Source organism: Hydrogenophaga sp. (assembly GCF_051860785.1).
Lineage (GTDB): Bacteria > Pseudomonadota > Gammaproteobacteria > Burkholderiales > Burkholderiaceae_C > Hydrogenophaga.
The window spans coordinates 14,121-29,998 of record NZ_JBIMLB010000011.1; the positions used below are offsets into that span (position 1 = coordinate 14,121).

14 protein-coding genes are annotated in these 15,878 nt (G+C 67.7%); 6 read left to right on the forward strand and 8 right to left on the reverse strand.

Translation table 11 applies throughout. The features are described from left to right. Positions 1-3: 3 nt before the first annotated feature. The 4 genes from ACTIF6_RS15200 to ACTIF6_RS15215 all read right to left on the reverse strand — a co-directional run bounded on the left by ACTIF6_RS15200 (position 4) and on the right by ACTIF6_RS15215 (position 4,595). Positions 4-1,386: a hypothetical protein gene (locus tag ACTIF6_RS15200; protein WP_439588764.1), complete on the reverse strand. Its 1,383-nt coding sequence runs from the start codon at positions 1,384-1,386 to the stop codon at positions 4-6. 162 nt (positions 1,387-1,548) lie between these two features. Next, complete coding sequence (locus ACTIF6_RS15205) at positions 1,549-2,472, reverse strand: DMT family transporter (protein WP_439588765.1); 924 nt, start codon at positions 2,470-2,472, stop codon at positions 1,549-1,551. 84 nt (positions 2,473-2,556) lie between these two features. Then, complete coding sequence (locus tag ACTIF6_RS15210) at positions 2,557-3,057, reverse strand: methylated-DNA--[protein]-cysteine S-methyltransferase (RefSeq protein WP_439588766.1); 501 nt, start codon at positions 3,055-3,057, stop codon at positions 2,557-2,559. Further along, positions 3,054-4,595, reverse strand: a complete 1,542-nt coding sequence (locus ACTIF6_RS15215) for a DNA-3-methyladenine glycosylase 2 family protein (RefSeq protein ID WP_439588767.1) — start codon at positions 4,593-4,595, stop codon at positions 3,054-3,056. The genes ACTIF6_RS15210 and ACTIF6_RS15215 overlap by 4 nt, the downstream gene beginning before the upstream one ends. Positions 4,596-4,710: 115 nt before the next feature. Between ACTIF6_RS15215 and ACTIF6_RS15220 the strand changes: the two genes are divergently transcribed. Continuing rightward, complete coding sequence (locus tag ACTIF6_RS15220) at positions 4,711-6,093, forward strand: phosphomannomutase/phosphoglucomutase (protein WP_439588768.1); 1,383 nt, start codon at positions 4,711-4,713, stop codon at positions 6,091-6,093. A gap of 2 nt (positions 6,094-6,095) precedes the next feature. On the opposite strand, the gene ACTIF6_RS15225 is transcribed toward ACTIF6_RS15220, so the two are convergent. Further along, positions 6,096-7,352, reverse strand: coding sequence for a 3-deoxy-D-manno-octulosonic acid transferase (locus ACTIF6_RS15225; RefSeq protein WP_439588769.1), 1,257 nt, complete (start codon positions 7,350-7,352; stop codon positions 6,096-6,098). After that, positions 7,349-8,746, reverse strand: a complete 1,398-nt coding sequence (locus tag ACTIF6_RS15230) for a 3-deoxy-D-manno-octulosonic acid transferase (protein WP_439588770.1) — start codon at positions 8,744-8,746, stop codon at positions 7,349-7,351. Before ACTIF6_RS15230 ends, ACTIF6_RS15225 begins: the two co-directional genes overlap by 4 nt. A gap of 113 nt (positions 8,747-8,859) precedes the next feature. On the opposite strand from ACTIF6_RS15230, the gene ACTIF6_RS15235 reads away from it, so the two are divergent. Genes ACTIF6_RS15235 through ACTIF6_RS15255 form a run of 5 tightly spaced genes read left to right on the forward strand, consistent with a single transcriptional unit; the run spans position 8,860 to position 14,089 of the window. Beyond that, positions 8,860-9,546, forward strand: a complete 687-nt coding sequence (locus ACTIF6_RS15235) for an acylneuraminate cytidylyltransferase family protein (RefSeq protein WP_439588771.1) — start codon at positions 8,860-8,862, stop codon at positions 9,544-9,546. Between the two features lie 13 nt (positions 9,547-9,559). Beyond that, positions 9,560-10,612 (forward strand): N-acetylneuraminate synthase family protein, encoded by a 1,053-nt coding sequence (locus ACTIF6_RS15240; protein WP_439588772.1) that lies wholly within the window; start codon positions 9,560-9,562, stop codon positions 10,610-10,612. Next, positions 10,612-11,730: a UDP-N-acetylglucosamine 2-epimerase gene (gene neuC, locus ACTIF6_RS15245; protein ID WP_439588773.1), complete on the forward strand. Its 1,119-nt coding sequence runs from the start codon at positions 10,612-10,614 to the stop codon at positions 11,728-11,730. The genes ACTIF6_RS15240 and neuC overlap by 1 nt, the downstream gene beginning before the upstream one ends. Before the next feature lie 50 nt (positions 11,731-11,780). Beyond that, complete coding sequence (locus ACTIF6_RS15250) at positions 11,781-12,986, forward strand: O-antigen ligase family protein (RefSeq protein ID WP_439588774.1); 1,206 nt, start codon at positions 11,781-11,783, stop codon at positions 12,984-12,986. Positions 12,987-12,991: 5 nt separating this feature from the next. Beyond that, complete coding sequence (locus ACTIF6_RS15255; RefSeq protein ID WP_439588775.1) at positions 12,992-14,089, forward strand: rhamnan synthesis F family protein; 1,098 nt, start codon at positions 12,992-12,994, stop codon at positions 14,087-14,089. A gap of 8 nt (positions 14,090-14,097) precedes the next feature. On the opposite strand, the gene ACTIF6_RS15260 is transcribed toward ACTIF6_RS15255, so the two are convergent. Together ACTIF6_RS15260 and ACTIF6_RS15265 are read right to left on the reverse strand one after the other, a co-directional pair. Further along, complete coding sequence (locus ACTIF6_RS15260) at positions 14,098-15,420, reverse strand: TolC family outer membrane protein (RefSeq protein ID WP_439588902.1); 1,323 nt, start codon at positions 15,418-15,420, stop codon at positions 14,098-14,100. Between the two features lie 94 nt (positions 15,421-15,514). After that, positions 15,515-15,853, reverse strand: a complete 339-nt coding sequence (locus tag ACTIF6_RS15265) for a rhodanese-like domain-containing protein (RefSeq protein ID WP_439588776.1) — start codon at positions 15,851-15,853, stop codon at positions 15,515-15,517. Positions 15,854-15,878: the final 25 nt, after the last annotated feature.

Here is a 15,878-nt window from a genome sequence, read left to right on the forward strand (position 1 = left end):
AGTTCAGCCAGAGCTGCGCAGCACTGTGGCGATGGTACCGAGGCACAGGATGGCCAGGCCGAGGTAGATCAAGGCGAAGCCTCGGTTGAGGTTCACGGTGACCGCGGTCACCGAATAGCCGGAATAGCGGTGCACCATGAGCGCGATCATGGAGAACGGCGTGGCATAGCTGGCCACGCCCCAGGCCACGAGCATGGCCGCCATGTGCACCGTCACGGGCAGGTCCAACATGGCGGGCGGCAAGGCCGTAGCGACCAGCACCACCGTGAGCACCGGATGCACCGCGAGAAACGCCAGGCCGATGACGATGGCGATCAGCGCCAGACAGGCGAGGTACGGCGATGTCGCGAATGCGGCGCCGATGGCACTGGTCCAGGCCTGGGGGATCGCGCCGGCAATGACCGTGCCGCCGCAGCCCGCCGCCATGAACAGCGCCACTTCACCCGCCAGCGCCGGCAGCTTCTGGTAGTCCTCGCGCAGCCGCTGGCGCGCCTGCGCCAGCCGGGTCGGTCCCTGGGCCTGCAGCGCATGGAGCACCAGCACCGCGAAAGGAATCAGCAGCACAATGCCCGCGACTACCGCCACCTGCAGGGCATGGGCCAGCGCGATCACCGCCGCGAGGAAGATCGCCATGGCCAGCAGCATGGGCAGCAAGGCGCGGTAGAGCGGTGCGCGTGGCATGGGCAGCGGTGAAGCCAGCGTGCGATGGCGCAGGCGTCGCATCTCGAGCAGGGTACCGAGCAAGATGGAGGAGGCGGCCATGGCCAGGCACAGCGGCACCACCGTGGACCACGAGAGGCCCGGATAGAGCGCCAGCAGGATGGTGACGTTGCTGAACATGGGGCTCCACATGGTGGCCGCCGCAAAGCTTCGCATGATGGCGGCCAGCATGGAGAGGCGGTCCTCCTCCACCAGCACTTCGCCCCTGGAGGCCATGTTCATCAGCATGCTCACGCCGGCCAGACCCATCAGCCCACCGAAGAGCTGGCAGGCCAGCGAGACCAGCAGATAGCGGCTGCGCATGCCGGTGGCCAGCAGGTGGTGCGCCACCACACCGGTCTGCGGTGCGGCCAGCGCGGCGCGCGCCATCAGCGTCACCGAAGAAATGAGGGACACCATGAGGCCACCGATGGCGATGCCCTTGCCCAGGCTCTGTGCGGGCGACGCTGCGAATGGCAGCAACAGCAGCGTGATCGCACCCAGGGCCAGCGTGATCCGACGGATGCCGGGTGCCAGGCGAGCGCGCTCCCGCACCAGGAACGCGGCCGCGGACACGCCGACCAAGGCCACCGCCCCGGGGTGCGGATGGAACAGGTTGAACAGCGTGCCGATCATCATCGCCAGCAGCAGCACGGTGCTCCTGGACGATCGTTGCGACTCTCCCACGGGTGGAATCACTCCAGCAGGATGATCATGCGCGTGACCGGATGTCGACGATGCTGGGTGATGGGGTGGACGCCATGCGGATTCCTCGGATGCGAAAGGGGCTCCAGGGTTCTGGAGAGGGTCAAAGACCTGCCCGATGCTACCGAATGGGAGGCCGCCTTGTCAGGGCTGTTGAGTTGGCCCTGGCCGGCGCTCTTTCTGGAATCGTCCCAACCGCACCAGCCCCGTCGACAACGCCGTACCGCAAAGAATCACCACCCCGCAACCGATCATCAGCGGCGTGATGGTCTCGCCCAGGAGCAGCGCGCCGTAGGCCAACGCGAACACCGGGATCAGGAAGGTGACGGTGAGTGCGCGCGACGGCCCGGCCTGTTCGATCAGGCGGAAATAGAGGACGTAGGCCACGCCAGTGCAAAGCACGCCGAGCGCAACGATGGCGGCCCAGGCGGTGGCGCCAGGCATGCTGGCGGGCCAGAGCCAGAGGGCGGGCAACGCCAGGCCGCACACGGCACCCAGTTGGCTGCCGGTGGCGGTGACCATGGACGGCAGGCCGCCCAGATAGCGCTTGGTGAAACTGGCGGCGATGCCGTAGCACAGCGTGGCAAGCAGGCAGGCAAGCACGGCCCAGGCCGGCGCGATGCCGGAGACGGCGTCGGGCTTGAAACTGGCCTTGCCGCTGGTGAGTGCCACGATGCCCGCAAAGCCGATCACCAGACCCAGGATGCGCGAAGCGTTGGGGCGATCCTTGAGCCAGAGCCAGGCCACCAGCGCGCCGAACAGCGGCACAGTGGCGTTGAGGATGGCCGAGAGACCGGTGGTGATGGCCAGCAGCGCGAACGAGAAACACGCGAAGGGAATGGCCGAGTTCAACAAGCCCACGAAGAAGATTGCCCTCCAGTGTTGCAGCAGGATGCGGGCCTGGCCCTTCCAGAACAGGATGGGCAGCAGGAAGGCGGCGGCCACCGACACGCGCACGAAGGCGGTGGGCAGCGCGCCGAAGTCCACCACGGCCAGGCGCATGAACAGGAAGGAGGCGCCCCAGATGGCGCCGAGCAGGACGAATTCGAAAGCGAGTGCAGGATTCATAGGCCGGAAGTATGCAGTTGAAGCGGCGTGGGCACACTCCGGTGATTGATGATGCTTGGCGCGTGAATTGATGCGCGGGTCTGCTCAATGCAGAAGCGCACCTTCGAGGGACAGCAAGGCGGTCTTGCGGTCCAGCCCGCCCGCGTAGCCGGTGAGCGAGCCGTTCGTTCCGATCACGCGGTGGCAGGGCACGACGATGCTTACGGGATTGCGCCCCACCGCCGCGCCCACGGCGCGCACGGCAGCGGGGTTGCCGATGCGTTCGCTCAGCGCGCCATAGCTCGTGGTGCCACCCGGTGCGATCTCCAGCAGCGCCTGCCACACGCGCTGCTGGAAGTCGGTGCCCCCGCTCAGATCCAGCGGCACGTCGAATGCCTTGCGTCGGCCGGCGAAATAGGCGGCGAGCTGGGTCATGGCTCGCTCCAGCACGGGCACCTCGGCCGCGCGTTTCCAGGCCGAGGTGTCCGGTCCATGGCGCTGGCCTTCGAACCAGACGCCGCTGAGGCCTCTGGGCGTGGCGGCCAGGATCATGGGGCCGAGTGGCCCCTGCCATTCGGTGAAGACGGTGTCGGGATCGTGTTTCATGTCGGGCTTCCTTGTCGTTCGTTGGCGGGTGCGACGCCGCCGGTCCAGGCGCGGATCACGGCGTAGCTGCGCCAGGGTTTCCAGGCCGCCGAGGCGGCCTCGGCCAGACGCGCCGCCTGCTTGTGCTGCTGCACGCCCATCACCTTGTGCAAGGCCACGTCGCCCGCGGGAAAGGCGTCCGGCCAGCGCAGCGCGCGCATGGCGATGTACTGCGCCGTCCAGTCGCCAATGCCGGGCAGTTCCTTGAGCGCAGCGATGGTGGCCGACACGTCGGCGCTGCCATGCAGCGACAGGCGTCCTGCGGCCACCGCCTGCGCCAACGCCACGATGGCGGCCTGGCGCTGTCTCACGATGCCCAGCTGGCCCAGCGCATCGCCACCCGCCACCGCCAGCACCTCGGGCGCGGGAAAGAGGCGCGTGAGTTCGTCGAACGGGGTGTCGATGGCGTCGCCGAAGCGGTCCACCAGGCGCTGCGAGAGCGTGCGCGCGGCGGCCACCGTGATCTGCTGGCCGAGCACCGCGCGCACCGCGAGTTCGAAGCCGTCGATCGCGCCCGGCACACGCAGGCCGTCGCCCTGGGGAAAGGCCTCGTGCAGCACGGCGTTGATGGCGGCGGGGTCGGCGTCCAGGTCGAGCGCGGCGCGCACGCGGTGGATCACCTGCGGCAGCGCTTCGCGCAGCGAATCGCTCACGCGCAGCACCACCTGGCAACGTGCTTCGTCGAAGTCCGCCAGCAGCCAGCCCTGGTGCACCTGCCCGGCGACGGCCAGCCGGCACGTCTGTCCCAGTTGCGGCGGTGAGCCCGCCTCGGTGCGCACGAACCCGGTGCCGGCGATGAGGCGCTGGCGCAGGAAAGCGAGCAGGGCGCGGGCGTCGTACGGCGGTCGGTAGCCCAGGCGCACCGAGGTGCCCTGGCCTGTGTCGGCCGCTTGCCGGGTGGGCGCCTGGCGGCGCAGCTGCGTGGGATTGAGCCGGTAGTGTTCTAGAAATGCGGCGTTGAAACGGCGCACGCTGGCAAAGCCGCTGGCCAGCGCCACCTGGGTCACGGGCAGGTCGGTGTCGGCCAGCAGTTGTTTGGCGGTGAGCAGCTTGCGCGTCTGCAGGTACTGCAAGGGCGAGACACCCAGGTGCTCCTCGAACACGCGCCGCAGGTGGCGGTCGCTCACACCGAGGCGGTTCGCCAGCCGCTCGCTCATGGCGGTGGAAACGTCCGGGTCGGTCCAGTGCTGGGGGTCGTCGAGCCAGCGCGTGGCCTGCTGCACCAGGATGGTGGAGGCGTCTTCGGTGGACCAGTGCCGTTCCAGCGGCGCCAGCTCGGGCCGGCAGCGCAGGCAGGGCCGGAAGCCGGCACGTTCGGCCTGGGCCGCGTGCTCGAAAAAGCGGCAGTTCTCGCGCCGCGGCGTGCGCACGCGGCACACCGGGCGGCAGTAGATGCCGGTGGAGGTGACGGCGGTGAAGAAACGACCGTCGAAGCGCGCGTCGTGTGCGCACAGGGCGCGGTAGCAGGCGTCGTCGTCGATGGGGTTGGAAGGGTCCATGGGTGCCATGGTAGGCCCGGTCGGCCGATTCAACTGGCCGTTTCCGGACATATGCCTCACAAAGCCGGATACACCCCCTCCTACAATGTTTTTTTCAATTGAACAGGGATCCTTCATGAAAGTTGCGGCGTCCATCTTCAAGGCCTACGACATTCGCGGCGTTACGCCTACCGACCTGAACGAGGGGGTGGCCGAGGCCCTGGGCCTGGCCTTTGGCACACAGGCGATGGCGCAGGGCGAGCGCACCGTGGCCGTGGGGCGCGATGGCCGCCTGAGCGGGCCGTCGCTGTCGGCCGCGCTCATCCGGGGCCTGGTGGCTGCCGGGGTGGACGTGATCGACATCGGCATGGCCACCACGCCCATGCTGTACTTCGCCGCGAGCACGCTGTGCACCAGCGGCATCCAGGTCACGGGCAGCCACAACCCGCGCGACTACAACGGTTTCAAGATGGTGCTGGGCGGCCGCGCCATCTACGGCGAAGACATCCAGGCCCTGCGGCGCACGATGGAGGGCGAGACCCACCAGCGCAAGGACGGCGGGCGCGTGCGCCTGATCAACGTGTCGGCTGCCTACCAGGCGCGCATCGTGGGCGACGTGAAGCTCGCCCGGCCGATGAAGCTGGTGGTGGACTGTGGCAACGGCGTGGCCGGCGCCTCGGCCCCCGCGATCTTTCGCGCGCTGGGTTGCGAGGTGATCGAGCTGTTCAGCGAAGTCGACGGCAACTTTCCCAACCACCACCCGGACCCGAGCAAACCCGAGAACCTGCAGGACGTGATCCGCACGCTGCGCGAGACGGATGCCGAACTCGGCCTGGCCTTCGACGGCGACGGCGACCGACTGGGCATCGTCACCAAGGACGGCGCCACCATCTACCCGGACCGGCAGATGATCCTGTTCTCGCAGGACGTGCTCTCGCGCGTGCCGGGCGGCGACATCGTGTTCGACGTGAAATGCTCGCAGCGCCTGGCCCCGGCCATCGAAGCGGCGGGTGGCGTGGCCCACATCTACAAGACCGGTCACTCGCTGATCAAGGCGCGCATGAAGGAACTGAACAGCCCGCTCGGTGGCGAGATGAGCGGCCACATCTTCTTCAAGGAGCGCTGGTACGGCTTCGACGACGGCACCTATGCGGGAGCACGTTTGCTGGAAATCCTGAGCCGTAGCGCTGACGCCAGCGCCGTGCTCAACGCCTTGCCCACCAGCTTCAGCACGCCCGAGCTCAACGTGGCCTGCGCCGAAGGCGAGCCGCATGCGGTGGTGGAAAAGCTGGTGGCGCTGGCGAAGTTCGACGCACCGGCCAAGGTGTCCACCATCGACGGTGTTCGGGTCGACTGGCCCGATGGCTTCGGCCTCGTGCGCGCGTCCAACACCACGCCGGTGCTGGTGCTGCGTTTCGAGGGGCACACGCCGGAGGCCCTGCACCGCATCGAGGCGGCGATGTTGACGCTTCTCAGGCTTGGCAAACCTGATGCGGTGGTGGGCGCCAGCGCCCACTGACGTCAACCAGGCAAGTGAGAAAGCACGCGCGTGATCACCGCTTCGGCCTGTGGATCCACCAGCGCGGCCGCATCGGGCTCGCGCCGCATGGCCCAGACGGCGTTGACGGAGCGCACCACGTCGTCAACGTCTTGCACCTGTTGACTCTGACCCAGGCTGTCGAGTCGCTCGTAGCTCTCTGAAAAATTCCACACGTTGGGCCCGTGCAGCACCGTGCAGCCCAGCGCCAGCGGCTCGTGAGGGTTGTGCCCACCGACCTGGGCGAACGATCCACCCACGAGCGCGATGGGTGCCAGCCGGTACCACAGGCCCATCTCGCCAATGCTGTCGGCCACATAGACCGGTGCTTCGGTCGGCAACTGGGCACCCGCGCTGCGCAGCGGTGCGTTGTCGGCCAGTGCCGCCACTTCAGCGCCGCGCGCGGGTGCACGCGGCGCGATCAGCAGCAGGGCGTCCGGCCGTTGTTCGCGCAGGCGTGCATGGGCCTGCAGCGCCATCGATTCCTCACCGGGGTGGCTGGACGCCAGCAGCCACACTGGTCGCGCACCCAGGGCCTCTCGCCAGGCAGCCAGTTCATCCACATCGCAGCCCAGCGCCGGCACCAGCGACTTGATGGTGCCGCTGACCGTGATGCGCTCGCGCGGCGCACCCAGGCTCACCAGCGCTTCCACCGTGGCCTCGTTCTGCGCGAACAGGTCGCGAAATCCCGGCAGAAGGGCCTGGTACAACCAGCGACCCCAGCGTCGCTTGGCCAGCGATTCGGGTGAGAGCCTGGCATTGACCAGCACACGCGGCACCCCGCGCGCGTCGGTGCCGGCGATCAGCGCGGGCCACAGGTCCATCTCGCACCACAGCGCGAGTGATGGGCGCCAGTGGTCGAGGAAGCGGGCCACGGCCTCGGGCGTGTCGACCGGCGCGAACTGGTGCTGGCAGCGTGGTGGCAGGCCGGTGCGCTTGAGCGCATCGCCCGAGGTGCGTGCGGTGGTGGTGAGCAGGAAACTGCAGTCCGGCCGCAGCGGCGCCAGGCGCGCGAACAAACCGGCCAGTGCCATCGCTTCGCCCACACCGACCGCGTGGCCCCAGACCACCGTGCCCTCGGGTCGGTCGGCGTACTCGCTGCCCAGTTTCTGGCGCACGCTGCGCGGTGTCTCCTTGCCGCGTTTCAGGCGCCGTTCCAGCCCGCGGCGCCACACCGGCGCGAGCTTGCCCGCCAGGCCCAGGTAGGCCCGCAGCACCCAGGGCAGGGGGGTGCCGCTCACCGACCCTCCAGCCAGGGCACCAGCGTGGCCATGTGTCTTTCGGTGGCGCCACCGTGCTCGGCGTAGAACGCCTCGGCACCGGCAATGGCGGCGGCGTAGTCGGTGGGCGAGGTGAGCAGCTTCACCAGCGCATCGCCCAGGCTCTGAATCGTCATGTGCTGCTGCAACACACCCGCAGCCAGCGCTTCCACGCCGGGGTACTCGATGCCCCAGATGCTGTGGCCCACCATCACCGGCTTCTTCAGCGCCAGCGGCTCGATGACGTTGTGCGCGCCCAGCGGCACGAAGGAGGCGCCCACCACCACCACCTGGGACAGTGCGAGGTAGAAGTACATCTCGCCCAGGGAGTCGCCGAGCAGCACGTCCACCTGCGCCATGTCGGGCGCGTCGGTGTTGGGCGTGAGTTCGGCGTCCAGCATGCGGCTGCGGCGCGCCACTTTCAACCCGGCGCCTTCCAGCATGTCGGCCACCGCGTCGAAGCGCTGCGGGCTGCGCGGCACGTACACCACCAGCAGGCGAGGCAGCCCAGCCTGCACCAGCCCGGCCTGCACGCGCGCGATGGCGTCGATGAATTGCTCGTCCTCGCCCACGATCGCGCTGGCGAAGCAGAGCACCGGTCGTCCGCCAGCCACACTGGTGGCCAGGTTCCATGGGGTGAGCAGGGCATGGGCTGCAGCGAGCTGCGCGGGAGAGACTGGCAGGTCGAACCGCGTTTCACCCGCGATCACCACGCGCTCGCATCCCACGGCGCGAAAGCGCTGCGCGTGCGTTTCGGATTTGCAGAGCACGAGTTCGTAGGCCTGGAAGATGCCGGCGCGAAATCCGCCCCATTTCCGGTCGCGTTCGATGCTCTTCTTCGGGTACTGCGCGTTCGCGATGCACAGCGGCACGCGCTGGCGGCGGATGCTGGCCAGCAGCACCGGCCAGGTGTCGATCTCGGTCATCATCGCTGCGCGTGGGCGCACGCGGCGGATGAAGCGGCGCACCGCCCAGCCCAGCTCCAGCGGCACGAAGGCCACTTGCGCCCGGCCCTGGCGTATGTCTTCCTCGAAGAGCTTGTTTGCGGCGGTGCGACCGGCGGGCGTGAGCGTGGTCACCAGCACCGGGTAGCCGGCCGCGAGCAGGGCCCGCACCAGCGGTGCGGCCCCTCGAATCTCGCCCATGGAGGCCGAGTGCACCCACAGCGGACGCTCCAGCGTGGTGGTGACAGCGCCAAAGCGCTCGCCCCAGTGCTGGCGGTACAGCGGCTCTCGCTTGCCGCGCTGCCACAGGAACAAAAGGAAGAACGGCAGCAGCAGGTGCCACAGCAGTTCGTACAGCGCGATCATGGCCGACAGGCGCCAGCCGGGCGGGAACGGGCGAGACGATGTTCGGTGGGAAGCGGGCTGGGCCATCGGTGGTTGCGGGGTGCGCTGGCCGGGAGCCCGGCGAAAGGCTTTCAGTATAGTTACGCACCTGCACCGGCCATCCCGCCGTGCGGGCGCACCCGCACCACAGGAAATCCACCATGTCCCTTCCATCTCCGGCCTGGACCGCGGTCATTCCGCTGCGCGCCGGATCCAAGGGCCTGCCGTCCAAGAACATCCGCCCGCTGGCGGGCAAGCCGCTGTACCGCCATGCGGTCGACCAGGCCCTGGCGGCCGGCGCGGCCCGCGTGGTGATCACCACCGATATGCCTGAGGTGCTGTGGGCCGAACTGCCCACGCAGGTGACGCTGGTGGAACGACCGGTCGAGCTCGCCGGCGACAACGTGCCCATGGCGCCGGTGCTGCAGCACGCCCTGCAAACCGCCGACGTGCACGGCGGCGTGGTGCTGCTGCAGGCCACTTCGCCGCTGCGTCGCCCGGCTGACATCGAAGAAGCGTTGCGCGTGTTCGCCGGCGGCTATTTCGAGCTTGTGATGTCGGTCACCGAGGCCGACCGGGGCGTGCTCAAGTGGGGCACACTGCGGGGCAACCGGTTCCAGCCTTTGTCCGACCCCGCGCACTGCTTCGCCAACCGCCAGAGCCTGCCGGCGGTGGTGCGGCCCAATGGCGCCATCTATGTGCTCGACGCCGACTGGTTCGTGGCGCGCGGCAGCTTCGTCTCCGAGCGCATCGGCGTGCTGCAGATGCCCGCCGAGCGCAGCCTGGACATCGATTCGCTGGAAGACTTCGAGCGCTGCGAGGCGCTCCTGAAACAGAACAGCTCCTGAAGGAAACCCACCCATGAAGATCGCCCACCGAGAGATCTCGCCCGCCCACCCACCGCTGGTGGTGGCCGAGATCGGCATCAACCACGGCGGCAGCCTCGACGTGGCCAAGGGCATGGTGCTCGCCGCGCACCGAGCCGGCTGCGAGATGGTCAAGCACCAGACGCATTTCGTCGACGACGAGATGACCGACGAAGCCAAGGCCATCTTCCCGCCCAATGCCGACAAGTCGATCTGGGACGTGATGGCCGAATGCGCGCTGTCGAAGGACGACGAGATCGCACTCAAGACATACGCCGAGTCGCTCGGCATGATCTACATTTCCACGCCGTTCTCGCGCGCGGCGGCCGACTTCCTCAACGACATCGGCATCGCCGCTTTCAAGATCGGTTCGGGCGAATGCAACCATGTGCCGCTGATCCGCCACATCGCCAGCTTCGGCAAGCCCATCATCATGAGCACCGGCATGCAGACCATCGACGGCATGCGCCCCTCGGTGAAAGCGCTCGACGATGCTGGGGTTGATTACGCGCTGCTGGAGTGCACCAACCTCTACCCCTCGCCGCCGGAGATCGTGAGCCTGCAAGGCATCACCGAGCTGCGCAGCGCCTTCCCGCGCGCCGTCATCGGGTTCTCGGACCACAGCATCGGGCCCGAGATGGCGATCTCGGCGGTGGCGCTGGGCGCCTGCATCCTGGAGCGCCACTTCACCGACACGCGCTACCGCAAGGGTCCGGACATTTCCTGCTCCATGGACCCAGCCGAACTCAAGTTCCTGATTGACCGCTCGCGCGAGATCCACACCGCGCTGCACAACCCCAAGGTGCGCACCGCTCCGGAGGAAGACGTGTACCGCTTCGCGCGCGGCTCCATGGTGGCCGACCGCGACCTGGCGGCCGGCCACGTGATCACCGCCGCCGACATCTGGGCGCGCCGCCCCGGTTCGGGCGAGATCTCGGTGCAGCATTTCGACCGGCTCGTCGGCGCGAAACTCACGCGCGCCGTCAAGCGCAACCAGCAACTGCTGTGGAGCGACCTGGATGGCGTGAAGCCGCTGGTGAACACCTGATGGGCCGCAAGCTGCTTTTCGTCACCGGCACGCGCGCCGATTTCGGCAAGCTCGAGCCGCTGGCGCTGGCTGCGCAGCGAGCCGGCTTCGACATCAGCTTCTTCATCACCGGCATGCACATGATGCGGCGCTACGGCGAGACGCGCCTGGAGGTGAAGCGTTTTCCGCAGGCCGAGTTCTTCGAGTTCGTCAACCAGCGCGAAGGCGACGCGCAGGACTTCATCTTGTCCAAGACCATCCTCGGTTTCTCCGATTTCGTGCACGAGCACCGGCCCGACCTGGTGGTCATCCACGGCGACCGTGTCGAGGCGCTGGCCGCCTCGATCGTGTGCGCCATGAAGTACATCCCTTCGGCACACATTGAAGGCGGCGAGGTGTCGGGCACCATCGACGAGAGCATCCGCCACTGCAACACCAAACTGTGCTCCCAGCACTTCGTGAGCTCTGAAGAGGCGCGCCAGCGCGTGCTGGCACTGGGTGAGCCGGCCGACCGCGTGCACAACATCGGTTCGCCCGAACTCGACACGCATGCCCAGCCGTCGGGCGTGACGCTGGCGCAGGTGAAGGAGCGCTACGCCATTCCGTTCGATGACTACGGCATCGCCATCTTCCATCCCGTCACCTCCGAGGCAGACACCATCGGTGCGCAGGCCGAGGCGCTGTTCGCACGGCTGGAAGCGAGCGGCCGGAACTTCGTGGTGATCTCGCCGAACAACGACCCCGGTACCGAAGACATCTTCGCCGTGCTCGATCGCCTGCCCCCCGCGCGTTTCCGTCAGATCCCGTCGATGCGCTTTGCCTACTTCTCCGAACTCATGCGACATGCATCGGCCATGGTGGGCAACAGCAGCGCAGGCGTGCGTGAGGCGCCCTTCCTCGGTGTGCCGAGCCTGGACGTGGGCACGCGGCAGAACAAGCGAGCCAGCGGTCCTTCGATCACCGCGTGCGCGGCGAGCGAAGAAGCCGTGATCGACCATTTCCTGCGCAAGACCTGGGGCCAGCGTTTCGCCGCCGACACCACCTTTGGCAGCGGCCATGCGGCCGAGGGTTTCGTGGAGGTGCTGCGCCGTCCCGGGTTCTGGCAGCAGCCCCTTCAAAAGGCCTTCTCCAGCGACTGATGGTCATCGAATCTTCTGTTCCCTCGGTTTTGCACCGCTTCCAGTCCTCGATGGATGTGACCGCCCGGTGGGCCGCCGTGGCCTTGCTGCTGGGTGCGCCCACCTCGATCGCACTGGTCAACATCTCGGTGCTGCTCATCCTGGTGTGCTGGCCGCTCTCGGGTCGCTATGCCGAGAAGTGGTCGCTGATCCGTCACCACCCGATCACGCTGCCCAGTCTGCTGCTGTTCGCCCTGGTGCTGGTGGGCATGGTGTATACCGAAGCGCCACACGACATCATGGGCAAGCACCTTTACGTGTACAGCAAGTTTCCCATGATGCTGATGCTGCTCACGCTGCTGCACGAGCCACGCTGGCAGAGCCGGGCGCTGGCGGCCTTCGCGGTGGGTTCGCTGATCACCCTGGTGTCGACCTACGCCAACGTCTGGGTGCAGGTGCCCTGGTCGGACTCCCACCAGCGTGGCTTCGGCGTGAGCCACAACATCTTCAACGACTACATCGCGCAGGGCCTGGCGATGTCGTTCTTCACTGCGCTCTCGGTGGTTTACGCGATGGAGGCCCGGGGGCGCGCCGCACGTGTGGCGTGGTCTGTGGTGACGGTATTTGCCGTGTTCAGCATCACCCACCTGCTGCAGGGGCGCACCGGCCAGGCGGTGCTGCTGGCCATGTTCTGCGCGCTCGCGCTGGTATCAGCGCCGGTGGTCTGGCGCTGGCGATCCCTGGCCGCCGTGCTGCTGCTCATGGTGGTGCTGTTTGCCTCATCGCCCCTGCTGCGGCAGCGCATCCTTTCCGCCTTCACCGAGTTCGGCCAGTACCTTGACGGTGGCGTGGTCAACACCTCCATCGGTGCGCGGCTGGACATGTGGAAGAACGCCTGGGACATGTTCCTGGCCAGCCCGATCTGGGGGCACGGCACCGGCGGCTACCGCATGTATTCGCTGCAGTTCTACAACGACGCCGGGCAGTGCGCGATTTCATGCGTGCACCCGCACAACCAGTTCCTCTTCTTCGCTGCCGAGCATGGTGTCATCGGCGTCCTGGCTTACGCCTGGCTGCTGCAGCGCGCGCTGGTGGCGGGCCTGTCGCAGCAGGGGCGCTACAGGCTGCTGGCGGTGGCCTTCCTGACCATCCTGCTGGTCGACAGCTTCATCAACGGGCCATTCTGGGTGACCACCGAACGGCACTTCTTTGCGTCCATGCTGCCCTTGCTGCTGGCCGGCTGGCGCAGCGCGGCATCGCCTGCGGCCGTGAGGTGACGCGCATGGTTCCACGCTGGAAGATCGAACGCGAGCTGGAGACGCTGCGCCAGCAGATCCAGTCTCTGCCCGAGCGACTCATCGGCCCCGCGCGCCAGCGCCGCCTCGATGCCCGGTTCCCGTCGGACTACCGCGTGCTCAACGGCGCCGCACCGCTCACGCCCAAGGTGGCCATCTTTCTGGTGTACCAGCCGAAGGGCATGGCGGCCTCGGTGTTGGCCACCTGCCGGCACCTGGCCCGGCGCGGCTACGCGGTGTTGCTGGTCTCGAACGCGCCGGTGTCTGCGCAGGACCAGCAGGCCCTGGGCTCCTGCGTATGGCGCTTCGTTGAGCGCCCCAACTTCGGCTACGACTTCGGCGGCTACCGCGATGGCATCCGGCTGCTCTGGCATTGGTCGGTGTCGCCGGAACATCTCGTCATCCTCAACGACAGCGTCTGGTTCCCGCTGAGCGAGAACGAGACGATGCTGGCGGCCATGGAGCGATCGCATGCAGGCTTCGTGGGTGCCCTGCGCCACGTGGACCACCCGCAACCCGAGTCCGAGCACGCGGGTATTTTTCTTTCGTACTTCTTCCACATCAAGCGCACCGTGCTGGGCTCGCCGGCGTTCCTGGACTACTGGAACGAGTACGTGGCCACCAGCAACAAGTACCTCACCGTGCGCCGGGGCGAACGTGGCTTTTCACGCCGCCTTTTCGCGGCGGGCGTGCCCAGCGAAGGCATCTTCTCGCGCGATCGACTGCTCCAGGCCATCGCGCAGCAACCCGTGGAGGCCGTCGTCAAGACGCTGGAGTACGGCGCCTACACCGACCTGCACCAGCAACACGAGCGCGACGAGCTGCTGGACGCGGGCGAACGCGACGCCACCTGGCGCGCGCGGGCGATGTTGCACATCGAGACGGTCACGGCGAAACGCAACTTCCACTCGTCGTTCTGCTACGCCACCATCGGCCTGATGGGCGTGCCGCTGCTCAAGAAGAACCGGGGTGAGCTGCAGATCCGCATGCGGCTGCAGTACGTGCGCGCGGTGGAGGCCGGCGATCTGCCGCGGCCCGATGAGGCCACGTTCTCCGAGATCGCTGCCAGCGTCGCCCAGGCCTGAGAAAAGCCTCAGGGCGCCAGCAGCGAATTCACGGGTCGCAGGTCTTCGGGTGCCAGCTTGCCGCTGGCCTGACGAAGGCGCAGGCTGCCAAGCAACACGTTGTAGCGCGCCTGCGCCAGGTCGCGCTTGGTCTGGAACAACTGGCTTTGCGCATTGAGCACGTCGATGTTGATGCGCACGCCGACCTGATAACCGAGGCGGTTGGCATCCAGCGCGCTCTGGCTCGACGCCTCGGCCGCTTCCAGCGCCTTCACCTGACCCTGGCCCGAGACCACCCCCAGGAAGGCGCTGCGCGTGTTCAGGTTCACCACGCGCCGCGCTGCTTCCAGGTCGGTGCGGGCCTTCTCTTCCAGCGACAGGGTTTCCTTCACCCGGTTCTGGATCGAATAGCCGGCGAACAGCGGCATGTTGAGCTGGACACCGACGCTGGCGTTGTTGGAGCGCACGTTGCCCGGGATGGTCGCGACGTTGGCGGGCGCGCGGCCCACCTGGTACTGGGCCACCAGGTCGACGGTGGGCTTGTGCCCGGCTTCGGCCTTGGCGGTCTCCAGTCTTGCGATCTCCAGACCGCGTGTTGCCTGCAGGATGGCGGGGTGGGTTTCATCGGCCAGATTCACCCAGGCCTGCGGATCGGCCGGCAACAGCTCGGGCAACGCCACCGGTGCGATCAGGGGTCTGGGTGTGACACCGGGACGGCCCACGAGCTGGTCCAGTGCCAGCTTCTTCACGCGCAGGTCGTTCTCGGCCGCAATTTCCCTTGCCAGCACGAGGTCGTACTGTGCCTGCGCCTCGCGCGAGTCGGTCACGGTGGTGGTGCCGACCTCGAAGTTGCGTTTGGCAGCGGCGAGCTGTTCGGCCACCGCGGTCTTCTGCGCCTGCACGAAGGTCAGTGTGTCCTGCGCGGCGAGCACGTCGAAGTAGGCCTGCGAGGTGCGCAGGATCAGGTCCTGCTCGGCCTGTGTGAGGCGGGCCCTGGCGACGTCGATGGAGAGTTGGGCCTGTTCATCGACCAGCTTGTTCACAGGACGGTAGAGCGGCTGGCTGGCAGTGACGCCGGTGCTCTGGCTGTTGGTTGTGGCATCCAGCGCGTTGACACTGCTGTCGCGGCGCGCCCAGCTGGCTGCTGCCGCCAGGCCCACCTGCGGCAGCAGGCCCGCGCGGGCCTGGGCTGCACGCGACAGGTCGGCTTCGTATTGCGAGCGCGCCGAGAGGTAGGTGGCATCAAAGCCCTGCGCGGCATCGAACAGTTCCACCAGGCTCTGGGCCTGCGCGCTCGTGGCAGCACCGAGCACCAGCAGCGCCCCCAGCGCCGTGCGGCGGAGGGCAGGCAGGCCGGGTCGGGTCGGGCGGTAGAGGGCAGGGCGATCGGGGCGTTCATGGAGAGTCCTTTGAGACAAGGCGGTGCGATGCAGGGCAATGAGGTTTTCAGTACACCGGCACAGCGGGGTCGAGCTCTTGCGACCAGGCGTGGATGCCGCCGTGGATGTTGACCACGTCGGTGAAACCGTTCTGCAGCAGGAATTGCGCCACCTGCGCGCTGCGCGCACCGTGGTGGCACAGGCAGGCGATGGGTCGAGCGCGGTCCAGTTCCAGATAGCGCTCCGGCACGCTTCGCATGGGCATGGTCACCAGGTCGAAGCCATCGGGTCTGACGGACGCGGTCTGCAGTTCCCAGGGTTCGCGCACGTCGAGCACCACGGGCACGGTGCTGGGCTCGGCGAGTTGCAACCAATCCTGGAGCTGGGCGGGGTGGATGGCTTTCATGTCGAAGTCGGGTGTGAGAGGCGGA